The sequence below is a fragment of the Comamonas sp. 4034 genome, from assembly GCF_050434545.1.
In the GTDB taxonomy this organism is placed as follows: Bacteria; Pseudomonadota; Gammaproteobacteria; order Burkholderiales; family Burkholderiaceae_C; genus Comamonas; species Comamonas odontotermitis.
On the sequence record NZ_JBNDIT010000016.1, the window covers coordinates 58,043 to 83,462 of the forward strand.

Here is a 25,420-nt window from a genome sequence, read left to right on the forward strand (position 1 = left end):
GCCTTGCCGCGCATTTTGTGGTGAATGGGCGTCCGACCATTTTTTGGCCGGTCTGCATTGGATCGGTACTTATCAGGAGAAGAACAATGGGTTTTCTGACCGGCAAGAAGCTGCTGATCACGGGTGTGCTGTCCAACCGCTCCATCGCCTACGGCATTGCCAAGGCCTGCCACGAACAAGGCGCCGAGCTGGCTTTCAGCTATGTGGGTGAGCGTTTCAAGGACCGCATCACCGAATTTGCCGCCGAATTCAACTCCAGCCTGATTTTTGACTGCGATGTGGCCGATGACGCACAGATCGAAGCCATGTTCAAGGGCCTGGGCGAGGCCTGGGGCAAGTTCGACGGCTTTGTGCATTCGATCGGCTTTGCACCGCGCGAGGCGATTGCCGGCAACTTCCTCGACGGCCTCTCGCGCGAAGGCTTCCGCATTGCGCATGACATCAGCGCCTACAGCTTCCCCGCCATGGCCAAGGCTGCACTGCCTTACCTGAACGACAAGTCATCGCTGCTGACCCTGTCGTACCTGGGGGCCCTGCGCTCCATCCCCAACTACAACACCATGGGCCTGGCCAAGGCATCGCTGGAAGCATCGGTGCGCTACCTGGCCGAGGCCGTGGGCCGCACCGAAGACGGCCGCGCCATCCGTGCCAACGGCATCTCGGCCGGCCCGATCAAGACGCTGGCTGCCTCCGGCATCAAGGATTTCGGCAAGCTGCTGGGCCGCGTGGCCGATGCCGCCCCACTGCGCCGCAACGTGACCATTGAAGACGTGGGCAACGTCGCCGCCTTCCTGCTGAGCGACCTGGCCTCGGGCGTGACCGCCGAGATCACCTACGTGGACGGCGGCTTCAGCCAGACAGCAGGCCTGTCGGCCGACCAGGTGTAAGAAGCAGCACCCGCTTTTTCCGGATAAAAAGGACCCCGCAAACGGTTGCGTTTGCGGGGCTTTTCTATCGGTTCGAAACCATTACCGGCGATGAAACAGATCACAATTCATCTATCGCCACGGCCTTTTGCCAGCATGTGCATAACCAGACGAATCAGCACGTCCTTTTGCGAGGGATGAGATTCAGCCACCAAAAGCGCCAAGGCCGCCAAACCAACGTCATTGATCACAGGCTGGCCCTCAGAATCCAGCAACCGCCCATTTCGATGCAGGAACTCGACAAATAAAAATGCGCCACTGCGCTTATTACCGTCCGCAAATGGATGGTTCTTGATCACAAAATACAGCAAATGGGCGGCTTTGGACTCAATGCTCGGATAAGCGGGTTCGCCGAACACGCTTTGGTCCAGATTGCCCAGTAGCGCGCCCAGTCCATCTCCCCGCTCTTTTGCAAACAGTTCGGTCGCCTCACCTCGTCGCATCAAATCGGCCTTAAGACCGGCCAGTGCCATCCGGGCTTGATCAACGGTTGGCAACCGACCGCCCGGTTGGGCAAATGGCTCTGTAAGCAAGCCTTCGTCGTAGCGTTGCAGCCATAAAAAGGCATGGGTGTAACGCGTCACGATATCCACCAGCCCGCGACCGGTTTCTACCGTCAATTCCGGTATCTGTGCCGCCTTGCGCACCAACTCCAATGCCGTGTGCAGTTCTGCAGCGTTTGCTTCCAATCTGTGACGATGGAGGGTGTAGCCTCGCGTGAGGTGTTCGCGAAGCACTCCTGTGGCCCATTGGCGAAACTGCACGCCTTGCTGCGATTTGACCCGGTATCCGACAGAGATGATGACATCCAGGTTGTAAAAGCGTACGGGCTTATCGGAATGGGCAACGTGCAAAATTTGCACATTGCTTTCTTCTGCCAACTCGCCTTCCTTGAACACATTGCGGATATGCTTGGTAATTACCGAGCGCTCGCGGCCAAAAAGCTGGGTCATCTGTTCCTGGCTGAGCCAAACGGTATCGCCCTGCACTCGCACATCGACCAGGCCTTGCGGCCCGGAGTAAATGGCAATGGGATGAATTGCATCATGCATGTCTGGTATTACATCAGAACAAAGGGATTGCACTAACCCTTTTTGAGTTGGGCCTCAATATTGGAGGCCAACTTATACACAGCAACCGCTGACAGCTATTATTTTTATAAACCTCAGTGGTAGCGCTTGAGCCGCAGCGCATTGCCCAGCACGAACACGCTCGACATGGCCATGGCGCCTGCGGCAAACACCGGCGACAGCAGCGTGCCGTAGAACGGGTACAGCAGACCTGCAGCGACCGGAATGAGCGCCACGTTGTAGGCAAAGGCCCAGAACAGGTTCTGGTGGATATTGCGCATCGTGGCGCGCGACAGGCCGATGGCGGTGACCACGCCGCGCATGTCGCCGCCCATCAGCACCACATCGGCCGATTCGATGGCGATATCGGTGCCCGTGCCAATGGCCACGCCCACATCGGCCTCGGCCAGCGCAGGGGCGTCGTTGATGCCGTCGCCCACATAGGCGAGCGCACCATGCTCGGCCCGCAGGCGCTTGACGGCGTCAACCTTGCCATCAGGCAGCACTTCGGCCACCACCTCGTCAATGCCGAGCTGCCGGGCAATCGCTTCGCCAGTGCGACGGTTGTCGCCCGTGATCATGGCCACCTTCAGCCCCATGGCATGCAGGCCATCAATGGCCGCCCGCGTGGTGGGTTTGATCGGGTCGGCCACCGCAATCATGGCAGCCAGTTGGCCGTTGATGGCCGCATACAGCGGCGTCTTGCCTTCGGCACCCAGGCGTGCGGCATCTTCGGCGAATACCGAGACATCGGCTCCCAGTTGCGCCATCATGCGGTCGGCGCCCACCTCTACCCGGGCGCCGCCCACCTGGGCCCGCACCCCAAAGCCGGTCACCGATTCAAATCCGGCCAGTTGCGGCATCTGCAGGCCTTCCGCCTTGGCGGCTTGCACGATGGCCTGCGCAATCGGGTGCTCGGACTGACTCTCGACGGCTGCCACCGCAGACAGCACCGCAGCGCGCTCAAAGCCGGGCGCCAGCACCAGGTCAGTCAGGGCAGGCTTGCCTTCGGTCAAGGTACCGGTCTTGTCAACGGCCACGACCTTGGCGTCCTTGAGCAGTTGCAGGGCTTCGCCCTTGCGCAGCAGCACGCCCAGTTGCGCAGCGCGGCCCGTGGCCACCATGATGGAAGTGGGCGTGGCCAGCCCCATGGCACACGGGCAGGCAATGATCAGCACTGCCACGGCGTTGACCAGGGCAAAACTGAGCGCAGGCGCGGGCCCTGCCAGCAGCCATACCGCAAATGTGAGCACGGCGGCAACCATCACGGCCGGCACGAACCACATGGTCACCTTGTCCACCACCGCCTGAATCGGCAGCTTGCCGCCCTGCGCCTGCTCCACCATGCGGATGATCTGCGCCAGCACCGTCCCTGCCCCCACCTTAGTGGCTTCCAGGGTCAGCGCGCCCTTCTGGTTGACAGTGCCGCCCACCACCTCGGCGCCCACTTCCTTGCGCACGGGCACCGGCTCACCGCTGATCATGGATTCGTCCACAAAGCTGTCGCCTGCGGTCACCACGCCGTCGACGGGAATGCGCTCACCTGGGCGCACCTGCACGGCATCACCCTGGCGCACCTCGGCAATCGCCACCTCCACCCACTCACCACTGCGCTGCACCAGCGCAGTCTTGGCCTGCAGTTGCACCAGGCGCTTGATGGCCGCAGAGGTATTGCCCTTGGCCTTGGCCTCCATGAAGCGGCCCAGCAGGATCAGCGCAATGATGACCGCTGCCGCCTCGAAATACACATTGACCGTGCCCGCAGGCAGCCACGACGGCGCAAATGTGGCCACCACGGAGTAGAGATACGCCGCAGACGTACCCACCGCCACCAGGGAATTCATATCGGGCGCTGCGCGCAGCAACGCTGGAATGCCCTTGGCGAAAAAGCGCCGCCCAGGCCCCGCCAGCGCCAGCGTCGTCAGCACAAACTGCAGCAGCCAACTGGCCTGCTGCGGCAGCCACTGGCTGACCCAATGGTGAAAGCCGGGGATCAGGTGCCCACCCATCTCCAGCACAAACACCGGCAAGGCCAGGGCCGTGGCAATGAGCAGGTCACGCTTCAAGGCCTGCAATTCATGCTGCTGGCGCTCGCTTTGCTGGTCGGCGGCCGCCGTGGCGTCCTGTACCGGCCGGGCTTCATAACCTGCCTTGGCCACCGCTGCCAGCAAGGCAGGCAGCGCCACTTCGCCCGTGGCCTTGATGGATGCCCGCTCGGTGGCCAGATTGACCGTGGCGCCTTGCACGCCCGGCACGGCCTTCAAGGCACGCTCGACCCGGCCGACGCAGGACGCGCAGGTCATGCCCTCCACGGCCAGCTCAATCTGCTGCACAGGCACGGCATAGCCCGCCTTGGCGATGGCTGTAATGGCATCACCGCCCACAGCCGATGCCTGCGCGTCGGCAGCCAACTGCAGGCTGGCACGCTCGGTCGCCAGATTGACCGAGGCGCTTTGCACACCGGGCACGGCTTGGAGGGCACGCTCCACCCGCCCTACGCAGGATGCGCAAGTCATCCCTTCAATGGACAGCTCCAGTGTGGCGGGGTTCTTCAGGATTGATTGGGTCATGGCGTTCTCATCTTTGTTGGATCACGTTGTCCGCCACTCTAAAGATTGCCATGGTGTGAAGGTCAAGCGCAGGGTTGGTCGGTTGGCAACAACAGCCATTTTGGCCGCTAACGCTTATGCAGCATACGCAATGCATTCATTTTTTATAGCAGGCGTTGCCAAACGACGGGCGGCATGGTCTGGATGGGGGGCGAGCGCTAGCATGCAGCCATTCCTTTCATGCGGTATTCAGAGGCCCCCATGCTCCCCACGCATATTCCCCCCCGATTGCGCTATTGGTTGTTTGGCTTGCTGCTCCTCATCGTCTCCGCTGCTCAGGCCGCCGACAGGCCCGCCCTGTGGCTGGCACAGAAGTACCCGGGAGGTCTGGATCTGCAGCAGTACTGGGTGAGCGAAAAGTACGACGGCGTGCGCGGCTACTGGGACGGAACTGCATTGTGGACACGCCAGGGCGAGCGTATTGCCCCGCCTGCCTGGTTCACCACAGGCTGGCCCGCCACGCCGGTGGAAGGCGAACTGTGGGCCGGGCGCGGCCGCTTTGCCGATGCCCAATCCACCACACGCAAGGTTGTGCCCGCCGATGCCGAATGGCGCCGTATCCGCTTCATGCTGTTTGACGCGCCCGCCACGCCCGGCCCCTTTGGTGCGCGCCTCTCAGCACTCGCACAGTTTGAAAAGGCCGCGAACCAGCCCTGGGTGCAAGCCGTGCCGCAATGGAAGGAAACCAGCGAAGCCAGTTTGCTGAAACGCATGGCGCGCGTCGTCAAGGAAGGCGGCGAAGGCCTGATGCTGCACAAGGCGAGTGCCCCGTACCGCAGCGGCCGGGGCGACGATGTACTCAAGCTCAAGCCGCAGGACGATGCCGAGGCACAGGTGATCGGCCATGTACCCGGCAAAGGCAAATACGCAGGCCAGACCGGCGCCCTGCTGGTACGCACAACGACAGGCCTGGAGTTCAGGCTGGGCAGCGGCCTCAAAGATGCGGACCGCCTGCATCCGCCCGCCACCGGCACTTGGGTCACCTACCGCTACCGGGGCCTGCACGACAGCGGCTTGCCGCGCTTTGCCAGCTACTGGCGCGTGCGCGAAGACGCAACGCCCGTTGCGCCGTGATTGATATGCTTCAAAAAGCGTAGCTAAAAACGATTGACTTGCAGCCGCTCTACTTCATTTTCAAGCTGAAATCCCGCAGGATTCATCTCCCAGGCCTCACCACGCCGACCAGCACCGGCAACCATAAAAAAAGCAGCACCGCAGTGCTGCTTCTTGCTTTCTGGCCGGCAGACCCGGGAGCCTATCAGGCCTTGGGTGTACGCGGCTTGGGTGCCTTGGCGGCCCTGGTGGACTTGGCAGCGGCCTGCGGTGTCTTCTCCACGGGCGAGATCTTGCCGACGCTGGCGTCGCCTACAGGCTTTTCGGCCTTCAGCGCCTTCTTCATGGCCGCTTCCGTCTTGATCTTGCCGGATTTGGCAGGCGCACGGCCTGCCAGCACGGGGCTGGTCTTTTTGCCAGCGGCTACGGGCGCCGAGATCACCTGCGTCTGCACGGCCTGATCGCCCGCATCCAGCGCCACGCAGTCCGCGTAGTAGCGCACTTCGCCCTTGTCGTCCACCAGTTCCACGAGGCCGTGGATATCGGTCTCAAAACCGGGACAGAGTTTGGAGAATTCGCGCGCGAAGATGAGGTAATCGACGATCTTGCGGTTGAAGACTTCACCTGGAATCAACAGCGGAATGCCCGGTGGGTATGGCGTTACCAGACCCACGGTCACGCGGCCTTCCAGATGATCGATCTCGACGCGGTCCGTCTTGCGGCGGGCAATGTGCGCGTAGGCGTCCGAGGGCTTCATCGCAGGCGTCAGCTCCGACAGGTACATCTCGGTTGTCAGGCGTGCGATGTCGTACTTGGCGTAGAGCTCATGCACATGCTGGCACAGGTCACGCAAGCCCATGCGCTCGTAGACCTTGTGCTGCTGGCAGAACTCGGGAAGGATGCGCCACATCGGCTGGTTCTTCTCGTAGTCGTCCTTGAACTGCTGCAGCGCGGTCAGCATGGTGTTCCAGCGGCCCTTGGTAATGCCGATGGTGAACATGATGAAGAACGAGTACAGGCCCGTCTTCTCGACCACCACGCCGTGCTCAGCCAGGTACTTGGTCACGATCGATGCTGGAATGCCGGTCTTGTCGAACTTGCCGTCCAGGTTGAGGCCGGGCGTGACGATGGTCGACTTGATCGGATCGAGCATGTTGAAGCCGTCAGCCAGCTCGCCAAAGCCGTGCCAGCTGTTGGAGCTGGCCTTGCCGCTCTTGTTCTTCTTGCCCTTGATGATCCAGTCGTCGGCGCGGCCCATGCCCTCTTCGGCCAACTCGTGCGGGCCCCAGACCTTGAACCACCAGTCGTTCTTGCCGAACTCGTCTTCCACCTTGCGCATCGCGCGGCGGAAATCCAGGGCCTCGACAATCGACTCCTCCACCAGCGCGGTGCCGCCGGGCGGCTCCATCATGGCGGCAGCCACGTCGCAGCTGGCGATGATGCTGTACTGCGGGCTGGTCGAGGTGTGCATCAGGTACGCCTCGTTGAACAGGTTGAAGTCGAGCTTCTGGGTCTGGCTGTCCTGCACCAGCACGTGCGATGCCTGGCTGATGCCGGCCAGCAGCTTGTGGATCGACTGCGTGGCATACACGACCGAGTGCTTGGGGCGCGCGCGCTTCTTGCCCATGGCGTGATAGCTGCCATAGAAGGGGTGGAAAGCCGCGTGCGGCAGCCATGCCTCATCAAAGTGCAGGTTGTCCACATAGCCATCGAGCTTTTGCTTGATGGTTTCGGTGTTGTAGAGCACGCCGTCATAGGTGGACTGCGTGAGCGTCAGCACGCGCGGCTTGACCTTCTTGGGGTCCACGCCCTTGAGCAGCGGATTGGCGGCAATCTTGGCTTCGATGGTCTTGGGCGAGAACTCGCTCTCGTGGATCGGGCCGATGATGCCGAAGTGGTTGCGCGTGGGCTTCAGGAAGACAGGAATCGCCCCCGTCATGATGATGGAGTGCAGGATGGACTTGTGGCAGTTGCGGTCCACCACCACCACATCCCCGGGCGCCACGGTGTGGTGCCACACCATCTTGTTGGAGGTGGACGTGCCGTTGGTCACGAAGAAGCAGTGGTCGGCGTTGAAGATGCGTGCGGCATTGCGCTCGCTCTCGCCGATTGCACCGTTGTGGTCGAGCAGTTGGCCCAGCTCTTCCACCGCGTTGCAGACGTCGGCGCGCAGCATGTTTTCACCGTAGAACTGGTGGTACATCTGGCCGATGGGGCTCTTGAGGAAGGCCACGCCGCCGCTGTGGCCGGGGCAGTGCCAGCTGTAGGAGCCGTCTTCCGCGTAATCGAGCAGCGCCTTGAAGAACGGCGGCTGGATGCTCTCGAGGTAGTTCTTGGCTTCACGGATGATGTGCTTGGCCACGAACTCGGGCGTGTCCTCGAACATGTGGATGAAGCCGTGCAGCTCGCGCAGGATGTCGTTGGGCAGGTGGCGGCTGGTCTTGGTCTCGCCATAGATGTAGATCGGCACATCGGGGTTCTTGCGGCGCACTTCGGAGATGAAGTCGCGCACATTGCGCACGATCAGATCCTCGTCGCCGCCCTGCGTGAATTCCTCGTCATCCACCGACAGAATGAACGCACTGGCGCGGCTTTGCTGCTGTGCGAACTGCGAGAGATCGCCATAGCTGGTCACGCCCAGTACCTCGAAGCCCTCTTCCTCGATCGCATGGGCGAGGTCGCGGATGCTCAGACCGGAGGTGTTCTCCGAGCGGAAATCCTCGTCGATGATGACGATGGGAAAGCGAAATTTCATGGGCAGTGCCTCACAATGAACAGAGCAAACAACAGACAAGAAAAGAAACAGGCGCGAAGTGTACGGAATTTAGAACTCCGTTTTATGTAATGAATGTCAATTGCCGCAAAATTGATCAACATATCGCACAATGCAGCAACAAGTCTGAGCGAACAAGGAGGAATCGACAATGGCACTCTCAAGTATCTGGTGGCTGATGGCGGGTATTGCCGTGATTGCCGAGCTGCTGACCGGCACACTGTATCTGCTGATGGTGGCCATTGGCCTGGCTGCCGCCGCCATTGCCGCGCACCTGGGTGCTGGCGAGACAACGCAGGTGGTGGTGGCTGCGGCTGTGAGCGCGGCAACCGTCCTCGCGTGCTACCTGCGGCAAAAGCGCCTGGGCGCCCTGCACAACACCCAGGGGGACCGCAGCATTCACCTCGACATTGGCGAGCAATTGACTGTGGACCACTGGCAGCCCGACGGCACCGCCCAGGTGCGCTACCGCGGTGCGCAGTGGACTGCCGTTCTGCAGCACGGCACGCAACCCACGGCCAGCGGCCACTACCGCGTTGTGCGGCTCGATGGCAACCGGCTGATGGTGGAGCCTGCCGCCGCGTAGTGCCATCTAGTGCCATCGGCAGGGATGCCGTCCGGGCATGTCGGCGCCACGGCCAGGCGTCCCGACCAAAAACAGGAAGATCGGCCGTCATCGCGCACCAGTGGTGCGGCCCTGCCTCCAAAACAATAGCATTCACCCACTCAGGTCATTGCGGCGCCGCATCAGGGTACGCATGTTTTAATCGGGCTACGGGCTCCTATTGAGGCCCACAGGCCCTCGGGCCACTGCCGCCCGCAGTCACTGCGGTCACCGCCGGAATCCATCCAGAGGAGAACACATGGAAATTGCGATCATTGCCCTTGTCATCGTGGTGATATTTGTCGCCATGTCCGTCAAGATCGTGCCCCAGCAGCATGCATGGGTCAAGGAACGCCTGGGCCGCTATGCCGGCACACTGGCGCCAGGCCCGCGCTTCATCATCCCGTTCGTCGACAAGGTCGCCTACAAGCACAGCCTGAAGGAAATTCCGCTCGACGTGCCCAGCCAGGTCTGCATCACGCGTGACAACACCCAGTTGCAGGTCGATGGCATCCTGTACTTCCAGGTGACCGACCCGATGCGCGCCAGCTACGGCTCGTCCAACTACATCATGGCCGTCACCCAGTTGGCTCAGACCTCGCTGCGTAGCGTGATCGGCAAGCTTGAACTCGACAAGACCTTTGAAGAGCGCGACATGATCAATGCGCAGGTGGTCTCGGCCATTGACGAGGCCGCGCTGAACTGGGGCGTGAAGGTGCTGCGCTATGAGATCAAGGATCTGACGCCACCGGCAGAAATCCTGCGCTCCATGCAGGCGCAGATCACGGCAGAGCGTGAAAAGCGTGCGCTGATTGCCGCTTCCGAAGGTCGCCGCCAGGAGCAGATCAATATCGCAACCGGCGAGCGCGAGGCCTTCATTGCCCGCTCCGAAGGTGAAAAACAAGCCGCCATCAACAAGGCCCAGGGCGAGGCCGCATCGATCACTGCCGTGGCCGACGCGACCGCGCAGGCACTGGAGCGCATTGCCGCCGCCATCCGCCAGCCCGGCGGTGAGCAGGCCGTGCAGTTGAAGGTGGCCGAGCAGGCTGTCACCGCCTATGGCCAGTTGGCCAGCGATGCGACCACCACCCTGGTCGTGCCCAGCAACATGACGGAAGTCTCCAGCCTGATCACCTCGGCGATGAAGATGATCCAGACCACGCAACGCGGCAACTGACCGTCCAACCCATATGGACGGGCTTCAATGTCCGTCCATAAAGCGCAAACCGCTACTGAATCAGTAGCGGTTTTTTCTTGTCCGTGCGACGAAGGTATGCGTCCGGCGCCAGGCCCCGGTTTACGGCTTACTCCACTGGCCGCCAGCCCAGCCGGGCCGAGATCGACTGGCTGGCCGCTTTCAGCAGCGCGGTATAGCGCTCTGGCGTATCCGCATCGCAGCGCATGGTGGGAAAGGAGATCGACAGCGCCGCAATCACCTTGCCAAAGCGGTCGAACACCGGCACGGCGATGCAGCGCAGACCGGGTTCGGCTTCTTCGTTGTCTTCGGCAAGGCCGAGCTTCCACACGCGCGGCAGGATCTGCATCACCGCCTCGGCCGTGTCCAGCGTCTGCGGCGTGAAAATCTTCAGTGGCTGCAAATCCAGCAGCGCCCGCGCCTTGCTGGGCGTCATGTGGGCCAGCAGTACCTTGCCGATGGCCGTGCTGTGCAAGGGCTTGCGCCGCCCGATCCGCGATTGCATGCGCAACCCGAAATCCGATTCGATCTTGTGGATGTAGATGATGGCGTCTTCATCCAGGGCGCCCAGGTGGATGGTTTCGCGTGTCAACTCACCCAGGCGGCGCATGTCCTCATCAGCCTCACGCACCAGATCCGTATTCTCCAGTGCCTTGCCACCCAGCTCAAACAGCTTGAGCGTGGCGCGGTACAGCTCCGATTCGCCGTCCTGCGCCACGTAACCCAGGGCCTTGAGCGTCTGCAGCAGCCGGTGCACGGACGATTTGGACAGCGCCAGCTGCTGGGCCAGCTCGGTCACACTCACATCACGCCTGTTGCCCAGGCACTCCAGAATGGCGAACGCCTTCTCAACGGCAGCTACGGTGTCGGATTTGTCCTGGATGGTGGTCATGGGCAGCAAAACGGGGCGGTCTATGTCTTTGAGGATGTACAGATCCCATTATCGGGCCAGCCAACCGCCATCGACAGCCAGCGTATGGCCATGCACATAGTCTGCCGCAGATGAGGCCAGGAACACGGCCGCGCCGCCCAGGTCTTGCGGCGCGCCCCAGCGGCCTGCCGGAATGCGCTGCAGTATTTCGCGCGTACGGCCCGCATCCTTGCGCAGCGCCTCGGTGTTGTTGGTTTCGATATAGCCCGGAGCAATCGCGTTCACATTGATGCCCTTGGCCGCCCACTCATTGGCCAGCAGGCGCGTGAGGCCCAGCACCCCACTCTTGGCCGCCGTGTACGAAGGCACCCGGATGCCGCCCTGAAAGGACAGCAGCGACGCAATATTGATGATCTTGCCGCCGCGCCACGCCCCACCCTGTTCCACCCCGCGTGCCAGCATGTGGCGCGCCACCGATTGGGACAGGAAAAACAGCGTCTTGAGGTTGGTGTCCATCACGGCATCCCAGTCTTCCTCAGAGAAATCCAGCGCATCGGCACGGCGGATGATGCCTGCGTTGTTCACCAGCACATCCACATGGCCCATGTCTGCCAGTGCCTGCTCCATCACGCCCGGGATGGCGCTGGTGGATGCCAGATCGGCCCGCACCGCCACAAACCGGCGGCCCAGCGCACGGACCTGCAGCGCGGTCTCGGTCGGCTCACTGCGGTTGACACCCACGATATCGGCCCCCGCGCGCGCCAGCGCCACCGCAATGCCTGCACCGATACCTGTGTTGCACCCCGTCACCATGGCCACACGGCCACGCAGATCAAAAGGGTTGAAGGGGACAGCCGTTGGAGACATGGGGTTCCTTTTGTTTTTGTGAATGACGCCGGGATGGCGTTGCTTGCAGATCGATGGCGGCCATGGGTTTCACCAGTCATGGCCCAGGGCCGGGCAATCCTTGAGACATCTTCGGGCCCACACCATCACAGAGATAAGACAAGTATAGAAATCAAATTTATTTTCCGGAACCATGTTCTATTTTTTTCTAATTTTTTTCATGATTTTCGAAATTCCTAGGGTTTACATCATGATTTTTGATGGAATTTCTATGAAACACTGCATGCGTCAAGACTTTGTTGTCTGACAACAAACAAACCACACATAACAAAAGCGCCTGCCGCGGCGCAAGGAAAGAGACATGCACATCAAGAAAGCCATCGAGCGCGTGCCCGGCGGGCTCATGCTGATTCCCCTGCTGCTGGGCGCCTGCGTCCACACCTTTGCGCCCGATGCGGGCAAGTACTTCGGCTCGTTCACCAATGGGTTGATGACGGGCACGGTGCCGATCCTGGCCGTCTGGTTCTTCTGCATGGGCGCCACCATCAACCTCAAGGCCACCGGTGTGGTACTGAAGAAATCGGGCACCCTGGTGCTCACCAAGATCCTGGTCGCCTGGGTGGTCGCCATGATCGCGACCCGGCTGCTGCCTCCCGGCGGCATTCAGACGGGTTTGTTCACCGGCCTCTCGGTGCTTGCCCTGGTGACAGCCATGGACATGACCAATGGCGGCCTGTACGCCGCGCTGATGCAGCAGTACGGTACCCAGGAAGAAGCCGGTGCCTTTGTGCTCACCTCCATCGAATCGGGCCCGCTCGTCAGCATGCTGATCCTGGGCGCCACCGGCGTGGCCGTTTTCGAGCCACGCCTTTTTGTCGGCGCAGTGCTGCCGTTTCTGATCGGTTTTGCGCTGGGCAACCTCGACGCCGAACTGCGCGAGTTCTTCGGCCGCTGTGTGCATCCCTTGATTCCGTTCTTCGGCTTTGCACTGGGCTGCTCGATTGACCTGGGCGTGATTGCCAAGAGTGGGTTCACCGGTGTGTTCGTCGGCCTGGCAGTCATCGTCATCACCGGCGTGCCGCTGATCCTGGCCGACAAGGTGATCGGCGGCGGCAACGGCACGGCAGGGCTGGCAGCTTCGTCCACTGCAGGCGCTGCGGTGGCCAATCCGCAGATCATCGGCAACATGATCCCCGAGCTCAAACCCATGGCCGATTCGGCCACCGCCATCACCGCCACGGCCTGCCTGCTCACCGCCATCCTGGTGCCGATCCTCACCGCCATGTGGGCACGCAAGTACGGAATGCTACGAAATAAGGAGCAAACTGCGCAAACTGCACCTGCGCAAAACCCCAATTCACTGGTGCAGGATGGCCATTTCTGACCACCGAACACAGCCAGCCCCCAAGGAAAGATCGACAGGAAAGAAGAGAAAGAATGAGTAATTTGCCCCTCCCCTCCCAGCGCCTTGCAGGCAAGGTGGCCCTGGTGACCGCAGCTGGCCAGGGCATTGGCCGCGCCAGTGCCGAGCGGCTGGCCGCCGAAGGCGCGCGCGTGATCGCCACCGACATCCACATGCAGTCGCTCTCGAGCTCCGGCCTGGATGCACGGCAGCTTGACGTGCTGGACAACGCCCAGGTGCAGGCGCTGGCGGCCGAACTGGGGCCCATCGACATCCTGTTCAACTGCGCAGGCTTCGTACATGCGGGCTCCATCCTGGAATGCAGCGAAACCGACTGGGACTTTGCCTTCGACCTGAATGTGAAGGCCATGTACCGCACCATCCGTGCCTTTCTGCCCGGCATGCTGCAAAAGGGCGCTGGCAGCATCATCAACATGTCGTCGGCCGCCTCCAGCATCAAGGGCGTGCCCAACCGCTTTGCCTACAGCGCCTCCAAGGCTGCCGTCATCGGCATGACCAAGTCGATTGCCGCCGATTACTGCACCAAGGGCGTGCGCTGCAATGCCATCTGCCCTGGCACGGTCGATTCGCCATCGCTCGCCCAGCGCATTGCCACGCAGGCGCAGCACGAAGGCCGCTCGGTGGACGAAGTGCGCGCCGCCTTCATCGCGCGCCAGCCCATGGGCCGCGTGGGCAAGCCCGAGGAAATCGCGGCGCTGGTGGCCTACCTGGCTTCCGACGAAGCCGCCTTCACCACGGGCCAGGCGCATGTGATCGACGGCGGCTGGGCCAACTGACTACAGCTGCTCGCAACGAATGACAACGAGTGGGTAGCGGCTGCGTGACACCCCTCGCACCCCGCCCTGCATAGACTAAGAACATTGTTTTTGATAATGGAGACTGCATGAAACTGCTGCGCTACGGCCCTGTGGGCCAGGAAAAACCCGGACTGCTGGATGCCAGCAACACCTTGCGCGACCTGTCTGGCGTGGTGGCCGACATCCACGGCGACACCCTGAGCGATACGGCGCTCGCCAAGCTGCGCGCCATTGACCCGGCCACCCTGCCCGCCGTCGGCGGCCAGCCCCGCATTGGCCCCTGCGTAGGCCGGGTGGGCAAATTCATCTGCATCGGCCTGAACTACGCCGACCACGCCGCCGAATCAGGCGCGGCGATTCCCACCGAGCCCGTGGTGTTTGGCAAATGGACCAGCGCCATCTGCGGCCCCAACGACGACGTCGAGATTCCGCGCGGATCGACCAAAACCGACTGGGAGGTGGAACTGGGTGTGGTGATCGGCAAGCCCGCCAAATACATCACCGAAGCCGAGGCGCTCGACCATGTGGCTGGTTACTGCGTGATCAACGATGTGTCAGAACGTGAATGGCAGATCGAGCGCGGCGGCACCTGGGACAAGGGCAAGGGGTTCGACACCTTCGGCCCCATCGGCCCCTGGCTGGTGACGCGTGACGAAGTGCCCGATCCGCAGAACCTGGCCATGTGGCTGGATGTGGATGGCAAGCGCTTCCAGAACGGCAACACCAAGACCATGATCTTCACCGTGGCGCAGATCATCGCATACCTCAGCCGGTGCATGAGCCTGCAACCAGGCGATGTGATCTCGACCGGCACGCCACCCGGCGTCGGCCTGGGCATCAAGCCCACGCCCGTCTACCTGAAGGCGGGCCAGACCATGCGCCTGGGGATTGAGGGCCTGGGCGAGCAGCAGCAGACTACGGTCGCCGCCTGATCCACTGTGGCACCGAACGGCCCGCACGGCGTTGCCCTGCGGGCTTTTGCTATCTAAGCGCTGGCATCTTCGGGGCGCCCGGGCCATGTGGATCATTGCTCAGGTCTTCTCGGCGATCTCGGGTTCGGTGGTTGCCAGCAGCACCTTATGCATCAACGAAAGCAATCCAAATTGAGATTCAGATAGAACTTCAATTATCAAATACCTGTTAACGCTGACGTACAAACCAACCATTGCTCATCTTTTGATACAGGAATATCCGCTAAGCTTCGCAGCTTCATTCGCCCATCATGAATGCCCATGAGCCGCCTGCTTGCACAACTTCTTGTTCCTTTGGCCCTGGCCAGCCTGTCTGCTCCCGTCTGGGCGCATGACGACGACCACCATGGACGCCGCCACCATCGCCAGGAGTACAAGGAAGAGTACTGGGACGGCCAGTGCAAGGTCGAGCGCAAGTGGAAGAAGAATGGCGAGTACAAGGAAAAGCGCAAGTGCCGCGACCGGCCCGTCGTCTACCAGCAGCCGGTGTATGTGGAGCCGCAACCGGTTGTGGTGGCCCCCCGCCCCGTGATCGCCGTTCCCAGGCCCGAAGCCATTGTGATCAGCCCGCAGATCGTGATTCGTCCCTGACGGCTGTGCGTCAAGCCACTTGAAGCATTTATGAGCCCTGGCGCCCGATAGGAAGGCGCCTCAAGCTATATAAAAAATAGCAAATCAGTTCACTGCAAAGCGCTGTCAGACACTTGTTTGACAGCGCTTTGGATTTTGTGGCACCTGCGCGCTCAGCCTTGGCCCACAATCGGCCCATGTCTCTCAACGCAAAACAATTTCCGGCCACGGGCGCCATCACCCTGGTACAAGGCATCGAGGTCGGTCACTTCACGGACAGCCGCCGCCCCACGGGTTGCACAGCCATTCTGGCCAGAGATGGCGCGGTGGGCGGCGTGGATGTACGCGGCGCCGCCCCCGGCACGCGCGAGACCGACCTGCTGCACCCCACCAATCTGGTCGAGCGCGTGCACGCCATCGTGCTGGCCGGTGGCAGCGCCTGGGGGCTGGATGCTGCCAGCGGCGCCATGCGCTGGCTTGAAGAGCAAGGTGTGGGCCTGGACATCTCGGTGGGCCGCATTCCCCTGGTGCCTGCGGCCGTACTGTTTGATGTGCTGGTGGGCGATATGCGCGTGCGCCCCGACGCCGCCGCCGGCTATGCCGCATGCAAGGCGGCCAGCCGCGCCATGCCTGCGCAAGGCAATGTGGGCGCCGGTGCGGGCGCTGCCGTAGGCAAGATCTTTGGCATCGACCGCGCCATGAAAGGCGGCATTGGCACGGCTTCTGTCACTGTCGACGGCGTGACCGTGGGTGCCATCATTGCCTGCAACGCACTGGGCGATGTGATCCACCCCGACACCGCCCAGGTGGTGGCGGGCGCGCGTACCGCAGATGGCAGGCAACTCATGGATACGCGCCGCGCCCTGCTGCGTGGCGAGCCGCCCAGGCCGTTGTTGGCGGGCACCAACACCACCATTGGCGTGGTGGCAACAGACGCCACCATCACCAGGGCCCAGGCGAGCCGCCTGGCCACCGTCGCACACGACGGCCTGGCGCGCGCCATCAACCCGGTGCACACCATGTCGGACGGCGACACGCTTTTCTGCCTGGGCACGGGTGCCACCGGCCACAACCCCGGCATGATGGTGCTGGCCACCATGGCTGCCGAAGCCGTGGCCCAGGCCACCTTGCAGGCTGTGCTACAGGCGCGCAGCTTACATCTGGATGCCGGAGAAAACCACAAAGCGCTGCACTTGCCCAGCGCCGCTGATTTACAGTAAGCGGTCTTCCAATACCGCTGCATGCGCAGCACCCGAACACCATGGGTGACCGATCCACCACGATGCGCCACAAGGCCTACCAACTGCGCCAGACGTTGATCACGCTGGTGCTCAATATCCGCGATGCAGTGGTGTCCGGCGGGCCCTTGGTGATCATTGCGGTGGCGCTGATCGTGGCGGCCTACTGGTGGCTCAAGCCCAATCCACCGTCGGAAGTAACGCTCGCCACCGGCCCGGCGCAAAGCGCCTATGCCAGTTTTGGCGACCAATACCGCTCGGCCCTTGCCAGCAACAAGATCAAGGTGAATCTGGAGGCCAGCGAAGGCTCGTTCAACAACCTTCAACTGCTGCGCGAAGGCAAGGCAGACCTCGCCTTTGTGCAGGGCGGAACAGCCAGCCTGACCGATGAAGACCTGGAAAACCTCACCTCGCTGGGCGCGCTTTTTCTGGAGCCCGTCTGGCTGTTTTACCGCACCGATGCGGCGCAGCGCCTCAACAAGCGCCCACAGTTGACCAGCATGACCCAACTGTCCGGCTGGAAGGTGAATGTCGGCACGGCTGGCAGCGGCGTGCCCACCCTGTTCAACCAGTTGCTCGAGGCCAACCACCTCAGCCCCAAGCAGCTGACGCTGTCGCAATTGACGGAAACACCTGCCACGGTCGATTTTCTGGCAGGCAAGCTCGATGCCATGGTCTTCGTCTCCGCGCCCGAATCCCTGATGGTGCAGATGCTGCTGCAAACGCCCGGGGTGCAACTGATGGATTTTCCGCAGAACGAGGCCTATGGCCGCAAATTCAGATTCTTGACGCCCGTCACGCTGCCGCGCGGCATCGTGGATCTGGCCGCGAATGTGCCGCCGCGCAATGTGCACCTCCTGGCATCCACCACCTCGCTTCTGGCGCGCGACGATACCCACCCCGCCATCAAGCAGCTGTTTGCCCAGGCGTCGCAGAACATCCACAGCAATGCAGGCTGGTTCAACCGGGCGCGTGATTTTCCCAATACCAAGAGCAGTGAGTTGCCGGTGGCACAAGAAGGGGTGCGGGCCATCAATGAACCCTCGCCCTGGCTGCAGCGCTATCTGCCTTTCTGGCTGGCCAATCTGGTGGAGCGCATGTGGCTGGTGATGGGTGTTCTACTGGCCTTCATGCTGCCGCTGTCACGCATCGTGCCGCCGCTCTACCAGTTCCGTGTGCGTTCGCGGGTGTTCAAGTGGTATGGACGGCTGCGCGCCGTCGAGCATGAGATGGAGCAGCCCGACCCTGACCGCGCCGGTATCCGGGCCGAGCTGGAGGAGCTCGGCCGCAAGGTCGAGAAAATTACCGTTCCGCTCTCCTACGCCGACGAGCTGTACGCGCTGCGCAGCCATATCCATTGGGTGCTGCAGAAGCTGGACATGCAAAGCCGGGAGCCTGCACAAACCACACAGGGCCCAGCCAATGGGCCAGACCACTCTCCCGCCATCTGACCCTGCTGCGCCAGGCCCAGGCGCAGAGCAGCCTCCCGGTCCGACATTGCTCGCCCATTCGTAACGGTTGACGGATAACGGGCGACAACACCCGCGTCCCGATAGCCTCGGGACAACCCTTGCATTCCTTGACTTACAGCAAGGTCTCGCCACGCCCAACGCACCAGAATGCGGGTAAACCTTGACGTCAGGCAATGTGTCGCCGCACACATGAATAGCGGCGCGGTGATGCACGAAATCGGTCTTATCCGTCTGGAAAGACTTTCTCAAGCCGAATTCACTGCTAATTTTGATAGCAAAAAACCGCGTGCATTGCGCACGGCTTGGCGCAACAATGCGCCAAGGGATTGACTGTCATCAAGATTCGAGCCTAAGCCCTTGGCATAGGTCAAGTGTTATTTGTATTTACAATACTTTCACTAATTCTTGAAAATTAGAAATTCTATAAATATTCACGATGGCCTCCGACCCGCCCACCTCTTTCACCGCCCCAGCGACAGGTGCGGTGCAGCGCCCCTCCAGAGGCGGAGCGTGGCTGCAAGTGGTAGCGGCATTGCTGTGGCTGCCGCAGGCAGCGGTCATTGCCTGGAGCATTGGTGCCCTGCAACAGGGTTCGGCCTGGAATGAGGTTTGGAAGGCGATGGCCTGCTTCCTGGCCATCGGCCTGGTGCGTGCGCTGGTCGATGCTGCCGGCCTTCGCCTCGCCTTCACAGCAGCACGGCGCTATACGCAGCAGTTGCGCCAGCAGGCGCTGCAAACGCTGGCATGGCGTGCGCCCACCGACAGCCAACGCCCTTCCCCCGGCCTGGCCGCGAGCGTGCTGAACGAGCAGGCCGACCAGATCACGCCTTATTTTGCGCGCTACACCACGGCCCGCAGCAAGGTCGTGGTGGTACCCTTGGTGATCCTTGCATGCGTGGCCTGGTTTTCATGGGTGTCGGCGCTGGTGCTTCTGGTGGCCGCACCACTGATTCCCATCTTCATGGCCCTGGTGGGCTGGCGTGCCGAGGCCGCCAGCCAGAAGCACTTGCAGGAAATGGGCAACCTCAACCAGTTTCTGCTGGACCGCCTGCAGGGCCTCACCAGCATCCGCGGTCTGGGCGCCATTCCTTCGGTAGCCAGCCAGCTTGCCGCCACGGCCGAGCGCCTGCGCAGCAACACCATGGCTGTCCTGAAGATTGCATTCCTGTCATCGGCAGTGCTGGAGCTGTTTGCTGCGCTGGGCGTGGCCCTGGTGGCCGTGTACGTGGGGTTCCACCTGCTGGGCCAGTTGCCTTTTGGCAGTTGGGGCGGTCAGCTCAGCCTGGCCCAGGCCATGTTTGTGCTGCTGCTCGCACCAGCCTTCTTCGAGCCGTTGCGCGAGCTGTCAGCCGTCTGGCATGACAAGGCTGCCGGCCTTGCCGCAGAGCAGGCACTGCAGGCGCTGCAAGAGCCCGGGCCCCGGTTGGTGGGAGCCAGTCACCACGACGCAGCTGCCCCAGAGGTGGATTCGAACCCAAACACCCCACACGGCCTGCACATTGCACTGCATGGGGTGGGCTTTTGCTACACCGAAGGGGGTGCGCAGGTGGTGAATGGCTTCAACGCCGACATCCAGCCTGGTGAAAAGGTGGCGCTCTGGGGCGAAAGTGGCAGTGGCAAATCAACCGTGATGGCATTGATTGCCGGGCTGGCAGAACCATCGCAAGGCTGCATCCATATCGGAGGCCTGCCCCTGGACAGCGCCAACGCTGCCGCGCTGCGCAGTCGCATGGCCTGGGTTGCCCAGAAACCGCATTTGTTTGCCACCAGCCTGCTTGGTAATATCAGCCTGGGCCGCAATCTGGATGACACCCTCTTGCGGCAAGCCGTGCACAGTGCCGCGCTGGGCGATGTGCTGGCCCAGCGCGGCAACGCCATCATCGGAGATGGCGGCCTGGGCCTCTCCGGTGGCGAAGCGTTGCGGCTGACCCTGGCCCGCGCCGCAGCCAATCCGGGCTGCCAACTGGTGCTGGCCGACGAGCCAACCGCCCATTTGGATGCCGAAACCGCGCAGTTTGTACGCCAGGGTCTTTTGCAACTGGCTGCAGGCGGCGCCACCCTGGTGGTGGCCACACACGACCCGCTGCTGGCCGCCTGCATGGACCGGGTACTGCCCATTCAAAAGGACAGCGGCAGCACCCTCCCCTTCTGCGATGACCGAAAACGCGAGGAAGGAGCCACGGTATGACAAGCTGGAACGCCCTGCGCCCCATCGTCCAACTGTTTGTGCGCTCGGGCTACCGCCGCCAGTTGCTGACCGGCATGCTGCTGGCCGTTGCGACCGTGCTCGTGGGCATGGCACTGCTGGGTCTGTCCGGCTGGTTCCTGACGGCCTGCTATGTGGCAGGCCTGTCCGCCGCAACCGCCCTGGTATTTGATGTGTTTGCACCGGGTGCCGGCGTGCGCCTGCTCTCGGTACTGCGCACCGCTGCCCGCTATGGCGAGCGCGTGACCACGCATGACGCCACCCTGCGCGTGCTGGCCCAGCTGCGGGTACAGCTCTTTTCGCGCTTTTCTGCCGCGGATGTCGCACTGCGCCTGCGCCAACGCCCCGCGCGCCTGCTCTACCGCCTGACCTCCGACATCGACGCGCTGGACGCCGTGTATCTGCGTCTCTTCACCCCCGCAGCAGCCCTGCTTGCCAGCACCGTTGCCACTGCACTTGCCTTGGGATTGTTTCTGGATTGGCGCAGCGGCCTGCTGGTGGGTACCGTGGTGCTGGCGGGCGGTGTCGCCTGCATCGCCTGGTGCATGCGCCAGGCCTTTGCGACGGCCATCAGGCGTAGTTTTGCGGGGGAACATTTGCGTGCCGCCGTGATTGATGCAGTCGGTGGCCAGACCGAGCTGGTAATGGCCGGCCGCCTGCACCACCAGTTGCAGCAGGTACTGGCCGCAGAGCGCCAGCAGATGGCCGCCGACATGCGCCTCAACCAGATCGAGGCCCAGGTGGGTATTGCCATTGCGATGACCGGGCACGTCGCCACGGCCGCCGCACTGCTGTCTGCGGGCTGGCTGGTGCTGCAAGGCCAGATCGGTGCACCGATTGCAGCCCTGGCCACCCTGGTGCTGCTGGCGGCCCTGGAGCCGCTCTTGAACATACGGCGCGGCGCCATGGAAGCGGGTCGCACCCTGCTGGCTGCCCGCCGCCTGGCTCCCCAATTGCAGACCACTCCCTCCCTCGCTGATCCTCTGCCACCCGCCACGGGCCTGGCGGTCGATCTGCAAGACGCCAGCGTTCAATACAGTGCCAGCGCCCTGGCGACGCTGCAACACATCGATCTGCAGGTGAATGATGGCGAATGGCTTGTACTCGCCGGCCCGAGCGGCAGGGGAAAATCCAGCCTGCTGGCCTTGATGGCAGGGGAGCTGCAGACCTCCACCGGCAAGGTACTGCGCCTGCCTGCCGCGAGCCTGCCGCAGCGCACCGAACTATTCCATGACAGCATTGCCGGCAATCTGCGCCTTGCCTGCCCCGACGCCAGCGACGGAGCCTTGTGGGAGGCGCTGGAGGCTGCGGGCCTCGCGGCGGTGGTCGCAGCACTCCCTCAGCAATTGGCCACGCCTTTGGGCAGCCAGGGCGCCGGCCTGTCGGGCGGCGAATCGCGCCGCCTTGCCTTGGCAAGACTGCTGCTGCACCCGGCGCCGCTTACGCTGCTGGATGAACCCACCGAAGGTCTGGACCGCCACACCGCAGACCAGGTGATGCAGGCCATCGCCGGTTGGCACGCTGCACGCCGCACGAGTACCCCAGGCAAATCCGCCGCCATCGTCATGGCCAGCCATCTGCAGCGCGAAGCGCGCCACGCAGACCGCATTGTGTGGGTGGATCCCGCTTGCACCACCTGGCAGGACGCGCGCAAGGGAACACCCGAATTTGATGCGCTGATTGCACGGCTGCGACCGGGTTGAACACTGCCCGTCGGCCACTCACCCTCATTTCATCTGGATCGATAAATACCAAGAACGGAAAGGACCATTTCATGGATATCGACATTGTCGGGCTATCAAGGTTGCAGTTTGCAATCACTGCCCTCTACCACTTTCTCTTTGTCCCATTGACCTTGGGCCTGTCGATGTTGATCGCCATTATGGAGACGGTGTACGTGATGACGCGACGCGTCATCTGGCGACAGATGACCAAGTTCTGGGGCACGCTGTTTGGCATCAACTTCGTGATGGGCGTTGCCACAGGCGTGGTGATGGAATTCCAGTTCGGCATGAACTGGAGCTACTACAGCCACTACGTGGGCGACATCTTTGGTGCGCCGCTCGCTATTGAAGGCCTGATGGCCTTCTTCCTGGAAGCCACCTTCGTCGGGCTGTTCTTCTTTGGCTGGGACAAGCTCTCCCCCGTCAAGCACTTGATCGTGACCTGGCTTACAGCCCTGGGCACCAATTTCTCCGCGCTGTGGATTCTGATCGCCAATGGCTGGATGCAGAACCCCGTGGGCGCAGTGTTCAATCCGCAGACCATGCGCATGGAAGTGAACGACTTTGGCGCCGTGCTGACCAATCCGGTAGCGCAAGCCAAGTTTGTGCACACCGTGTCGGCGGGCTACGTATGTGCTTCCATCTTCGTGCTGGGCATTGCTGCCTGGTACCTGCTCAAAGGCCGCCATGTGCAGCTTGCCAAGCGTTCGATGACCGTTGCAGCCGCCTTTGGTCTTGCCGGTGCGCTGTCGGTGGTGGTGCTGGGCGATGAGTCGGGCTACCTCTCTGGCGAACACCAGAAAATGAAGCTGGCAGCCATCGAGGCCATGTGGGAGACCGAGCCTGCACCCGCCTCCTTCACCGCCATCGGTTTTCCCGATCAGGAGGCTCGCGAGACGCACTATGCCGTGCATATCCCATGGGTGATGGGCCTGATTGGTACCCGCTCGCTCGATACCGAACTGCAGGGCATCAACGACCTGGTCAAACACGCCGAGGTGCTGATCCGCGACGGCATCAAGGCCTACGACGCGCTGGAGAAGATCCGCGAAGCGGGCTCCACCACCACCATCTCGCCAGAGTTGAAGGAGCAGTTCGAAGCCAATGGCAGCGCGCTGGGCTATGCCCTGCTGCTCAAGCGCTACGTGGATGACCCACGTCAAGCGACCGATGCACAGATTGCCAAGGCTGCATCCGACACCATTCCGCAGGTCGCACCGCTGTTCTGGACCTTCCGCATCATGGTTGCACTGGGCATGCTCTTCATCGTGCTGACTGCCGTGTTCTTCTACCTGGCGTCGCGCCACCAACTCGACAAATACCGCTGGCTGCTGTGGGTGGCGGTGTGGTCCATCCCGCTGCCGTGGGTGGCCATTGAATGCGGCTGGTTTGTTGCCGAATTCGGCCGCCAGCCCTGGATCATCGAAGGTGTGCTGCCTACGGCCGTGGCCGCATCCAACCTGGGTGTCACCACCCTGCTGATCACGATTCTGGGCTTCGTGGCGATCTACTCGGTGCTGTTTGTCATCGAGATGAAGCTGATGTTCAAGGCCATCAAAAAAGGCCCCGAGCTGGAGCCCGAGCAACAGGAGCCCCAGCCGCTGAGCTATGCCTCGGTTGCCACTGCACAACCTACCTATTCAGGAAAGTAACACCATGATCTTGCATACACTTTTGGATTACGACACGCTACGTGTCATCTGGTGGGTGCTGCTGGGCGTGCTGCTGATCGGCTTTGCCGTGATGGATGGCTTTGACCTGGGCACCGGCATGCTGCTGCCTTTCCTGGGCAAGAACGATGTGGAGCGCCGCGTCATCATCAACGCGGTGGGCCCCACCTGGGAAGGCAACCAGGTCTGGTTGATTCTGGGGGGCGGCGCCATCTTTGCCGCATGGCCCCAACTGTATGCCGTATCGTTCTCAGGCTTCTACCTGGCGATGTTCGTGATTCTGATCGGTTTGATTCTGCGCCCTGTTGCCTTCAAATACCGCAGCAAGAACGAATCCAAGGCCTGGCGCAATGGCTGGGACTGGGCATTGTTCGCGGGTGGCTTCATCCCCACCCTGATCTGTGGCGTAGCGCTGGGCAACGTGTTGCAAGGCGTTCCCTTCCGCCTGACACCGGAGCTGTTCATCCACTACGACGGCAGTTTCTTCGGCCTGCTCAACCCGTTTGCCATCCTGACGGGTCTGGTCTCCGTCGCCATGCTGACCATGCACGGCGCCGCCTGGCTGGGCATCAAGACCGAAGGTGCTGTTGCGCAGCGTGCCCGCACCGTGGGCTCCATTGCCGCCCTCCTGACCGCCGTGCTGTTTGCGCTAGCCGGCGTCGTGCTGTGGAAATTTGTGGATGGCTATGCCATTACCTCTGCCGTGAACACCACCGGCCCGTCCAACCCGCTGTTCAAGACCGCCGCCCACATGCCCGGCGCGTGGATGGCCAACTACAGCAAGTACCCCTGGACCATGGCCGCACCTGTTCTGGGTGTCCTGGGCTGCCTGATTGCTGCAGTGCTGATGCGCGCACGCAAGGAAGGCCTGGCCATGATCTTCAGTGGCCTGGGCATCGCCGGAATCATCCTGACTGTGGGTGCATCCATGTTCCCCATGATCCTGCCTTCCACGGTTGACCCTCGTTTCAGTCTGACCGTCTGGGATTCTTCGTCCAGCCACATGACCTTGTTCATCATGCTGGTGTGCACCCTCATCTTCCTGCCGATCATCCTGGCCTACACCACCTGGGTGTACCGCGTACTGTGGGGCAAGGTCGATGAAAAGCAGATTCGTGAAGGCAGCGGCCACGCCTACTGAGCCTGGGCTGCGTATCAAAAGAAAGGATTATTTATGTGGTATTTCGCCTGGATCCTCGGACTTCCGCTGGCCGCCGCGTTTGCCGTGCTCAACGCGATGTGGTTTGAAATGACCGAAGACCAAAAGCTGCGTGACCAGTTGATGGACGACCCGAACGCCAACTGAAGAAATGCAGCCGCCGCCCCTGCCGTAAAAGGGGCGGGCCTGATACAAAAGGCCCTGGCATCACGCCAGGGCCTTTTTATTGCTATCAATTTTTGA

Annotated in this window: 20 protein-coding genes; 15 read left to right on the top strand and 5 right to left on the bottom strand. The window is 62.1% G+C overall.

Features of this window, described 5'->3' with window-relative positions:
* Window positions 1–86 precede the first annotated feature (86 nt).
* Window positions 87–887, top strand: coding sequence for an enoyl-ACP reductase FabI (fabI, locus tag ABIE32_RS16565; RefSeq protein ID WP_224149364.1), 801 nt, complete (start codon window positions 87–89; stop codon window positions 885–887).
* Window positions 888–994: 107 nt separating this feature from the next.
* On the opposite strand, the gene rhuM is transcribed toward fabI, so the two are convergent.
* Together rhuM and ABIE32_RS16575 are read right to left on the bottom strand one after the other, a co-directional pair.
* Window positions 995–1,978 (bottom strand): RhuM family protein, encoded by a 984-nt coding sequence (gene rhuM, locus ABIE32_RS16570; RefSeq protein ID WP_429017753.1) that lies wholly within the window; start codon window positions 1,976–1,978, stop codon window positions 995–997.
* A 113-nt stretch (window positions 1,979–2,091) separates the two neighbouring features.
* The gene (locus tag ABIE32_RS16575; RefSeq protein ID WP_429017754.1) at window positions 2,092–4,566 is read right to left on the bottom strand and encodes a heavy metal translocating P-type ATPase; all 2,475 of its coding nucleotides are present in this window, start codon (window positions 4,564–4,566) and stop codon (window positions 2,092–2,094) included.
* 240 nt (window positions 4,567–4,806) lie between these two features.
* On the opposite strand from ABIE32_RS16575, the gene ABIE32_RS16580 reads away from it, so the two are divergent.
* The gene (locus ABIE32_RS16580) at window positions 4,807–5,679 is read left to right on the top strand and encodes a DNA ligase (protein ID WP_429017757.1); all 873 of its coding nucleotides are present in this window, start codon (window positions 4,807–4,809) and stop codon (window positions 5,677–5,679) included.
* A 184-nt stretch (window positions 5,680–5,863) separates the two neighbouring features.
* Here the strand turns inward: ABIE32_RS16580 and ABIE32_RS16585 are convergent, their stop codons facing one another.
* The gene (locus tag ABIE32_RS16585) at window positions 5,864–8,413 is read right to left on the bottom strand and encodes an Orn/Lys/Arg decarboxylase N-terminal domain-containing protein (RefSeq protein WP_429017758.1); all 2,550 of its coding nucleotides are present in this window, start codon (window positions 8,411–8,413) and stop codon (window positions 5,864–5,866) included.
* 169 nt (window positions 8,414–8,582) lie between these two features.
* Between ABIE32_RS16585 and ABIE32_RS16590 the strand changes: the two genes are divergently transcribed.
* Entirely contained in the window at window positions 8,583–9,017 is a 435-nt protein-coding gene (locus ABIE32_RS16590; protein ID WP_224149369.1) for an NfeD family protein, read from the top strand.
* A 277-nt stretch (window positions 9,018–9,294) separates the two neighbouring features.
* Entirely contained in the window at window positions 9,295–10,212 is a 918-nt protein-coding gene (locus ABIE32_RS16595) for an SPFH domain-containing protein (protein ID WP_224149370.1), read from the top strand.
* Window positions 10,213–10,339: 127 nt separating this feature from the next.
* Here the strand turns inward: ABIE32_RS16595 and kdgR are convergent, their stop codons facing one another.
* Together kdgR and kduD are read right to left on the bottom strand one after the other, a co-directional pair.
* Complete coding sequence (kdgR, locus tag ABIE32_RS16600) at window positions 10,340–11,122, bottom strand: DNA-binding transcriptional regulator KdgR (protein WP_429017760.1); 783 nt, start codon at window positions 11,120–11,122, stop codon at window positions 10,340–10,342.
* 48 nt (window positions 11,123–11,170) lie between these two features.
* Window positions 11,171–11,968 (bottom strand): 2-dehydro-3-deoxy-D-gluconate 5-dehydrogenase KduD, encoded by a 798-nt coding sequence (gene kduD / locus ABIE32_RS16605; protein WP_429017762.1) that lies wholly within the window; start codon window positions 11,966–11,968, stop codon window positions 11,171–11,173.
* Between the two features lie 340 nt (window positions 11,969–12,308).
* Between kduD and kdgT the strand changes: the two genes are divergently transcribed.
* The 11 genes from kdgT (at window position 12,309) to cydX (ending at window position 25,324) form a co-directional block, all read left to right on the top strand.
* Window positions 12,309–13,331, top strand: coding sequence for a 2-keto-3-deoxygluconate transporter (gene kdgT, locus ABIE32_RS16610; protein WP_224149373.1), 1,023 nt, complete (start codon window positions 12,309–12,311; stop codon window positions 13,329–13,331).
* A gap of 53 nt (window positions 13,332–13,384) precedes the next feature.
* Window positions 13,385–14,146 (top strand): SDR family oxidoreductase, encoded by a 762-nt coding sequence (locus ABIE32_RS16615; protein ID WP_429017763.1) that lies wholly within the window; start codon window positions 13,385–13,387, stop codon window positions 14,144–14,146.
* Between the two features lie 107 nt (window positions 14,147–14,253).
* Entirely contained in the window at window positions 14,254–15,099 is an 846-nt protein-coding gene (locus ABIE32_RS16620; protein ID WP_429017765.1) for an ureidoglycolate lyase, read from the top strand.
* 300 nt (window positions 15,100–15,399) lie between these two features.
* Window positions 15,400–15,729, top strand: a complete 330-nt coding sequence (locus ABIE32_RS16625; RefSeq protein ID WP_429017767.1) for a hypothetical protein — start codon at window positions 15,400–15,402, stop codon at window positions 15,727–15,729.
* A gap of 176 nt (window positions 15,730–15,905) precedes the next feature.
* Entirely contained in the window at window positions 15,906–16,928 is a 1,023-nt protein-coding gene (locus ABIE32_RS16630; protein ID WP_429017769.1) for a P1 family peptidase, read from the top strand.
* A gap of 41 nt (window positions 16,929–16,969) precedes the next feature.
* A complete protein-coding gene (locus ABIE32_RS16635) occupies window positions 16,970–18,397 on the top strand; it encodes a TAXI family TRAP transporter solute-binding subunit (RefSeq protein ID WP_429017770.1) in 1,428 nt (475 codons plus the stop codon).
* A gap of 457 nt (window positions 18,398–18,854) precedes the next feature.
* Complete coding sequence (cydD, locus tag ABIE32_RS16640) at window positions 18,855–20,606, top strand: thiol reductant ABC exporter subunit CydD (RefSeq protein WP_429017773.1); 1,752 nt, start codon at window positions 18,855–18,857, stop codon at window positions 20,604–20,606.
* Entirely contained in the window at window positions 20,603–22,327 is a 1,725-nt protein-coding gene (locus ABIE32_RS16645) for an amino acid ABC transporter ATP-binding/permease protein (protein WP_429017775.1), read from the top strand. The genes cydD and ABIE32_RS16645 overlap by 4 nt, the downstream gene beginning before the upstream one ends.
* Window positions 22,328–22,398: 71 nt before the next feature.
* Window positions 22,399–24,000, top strand: a complete 1,602-nt coding sequence (locus ABIE32_RS16650; RefSeq protein ID WP_429017777.1) for a cytochrome ubiquinol oxidase subunit I — start codon at window positions 22,399–22,401, stop codon at window positions 23,998–24,000.
* A gap of 4 nt (window positions 24,001–24,004) precedes the next feature.
* The gene (gene cydB / locus ABIE32_RS16655) at window positions 24,005–25,159 is read left to right on the top strand and encodes a cytochrome d ubiquinol oxidase subunit II (RefSeq protein WP_429017778.1); all 1,155 of its coding nucleotides are present in this window, start codon (window positions 24,005–24,007) and stop codon (window positions 25,157–25,159) included.
* A gap of 33 nt (window positions 25,160–25,192) precedes the next feature.
* Window positions 25,193–25,324, top strand: a complete 132-nt coding sequence (cydX, locus tag ABIE32_RS16660) for a cytochrome bd-I oxidase subunit CydX (protein ID WP_224149382.1) — start codon at window positions 25,193–25,195, stop codon at window positions 25,322–25,324.
* The last annotated feature ends 96 nt before the right edge of the window (window positions 25,325–25,420 follow it).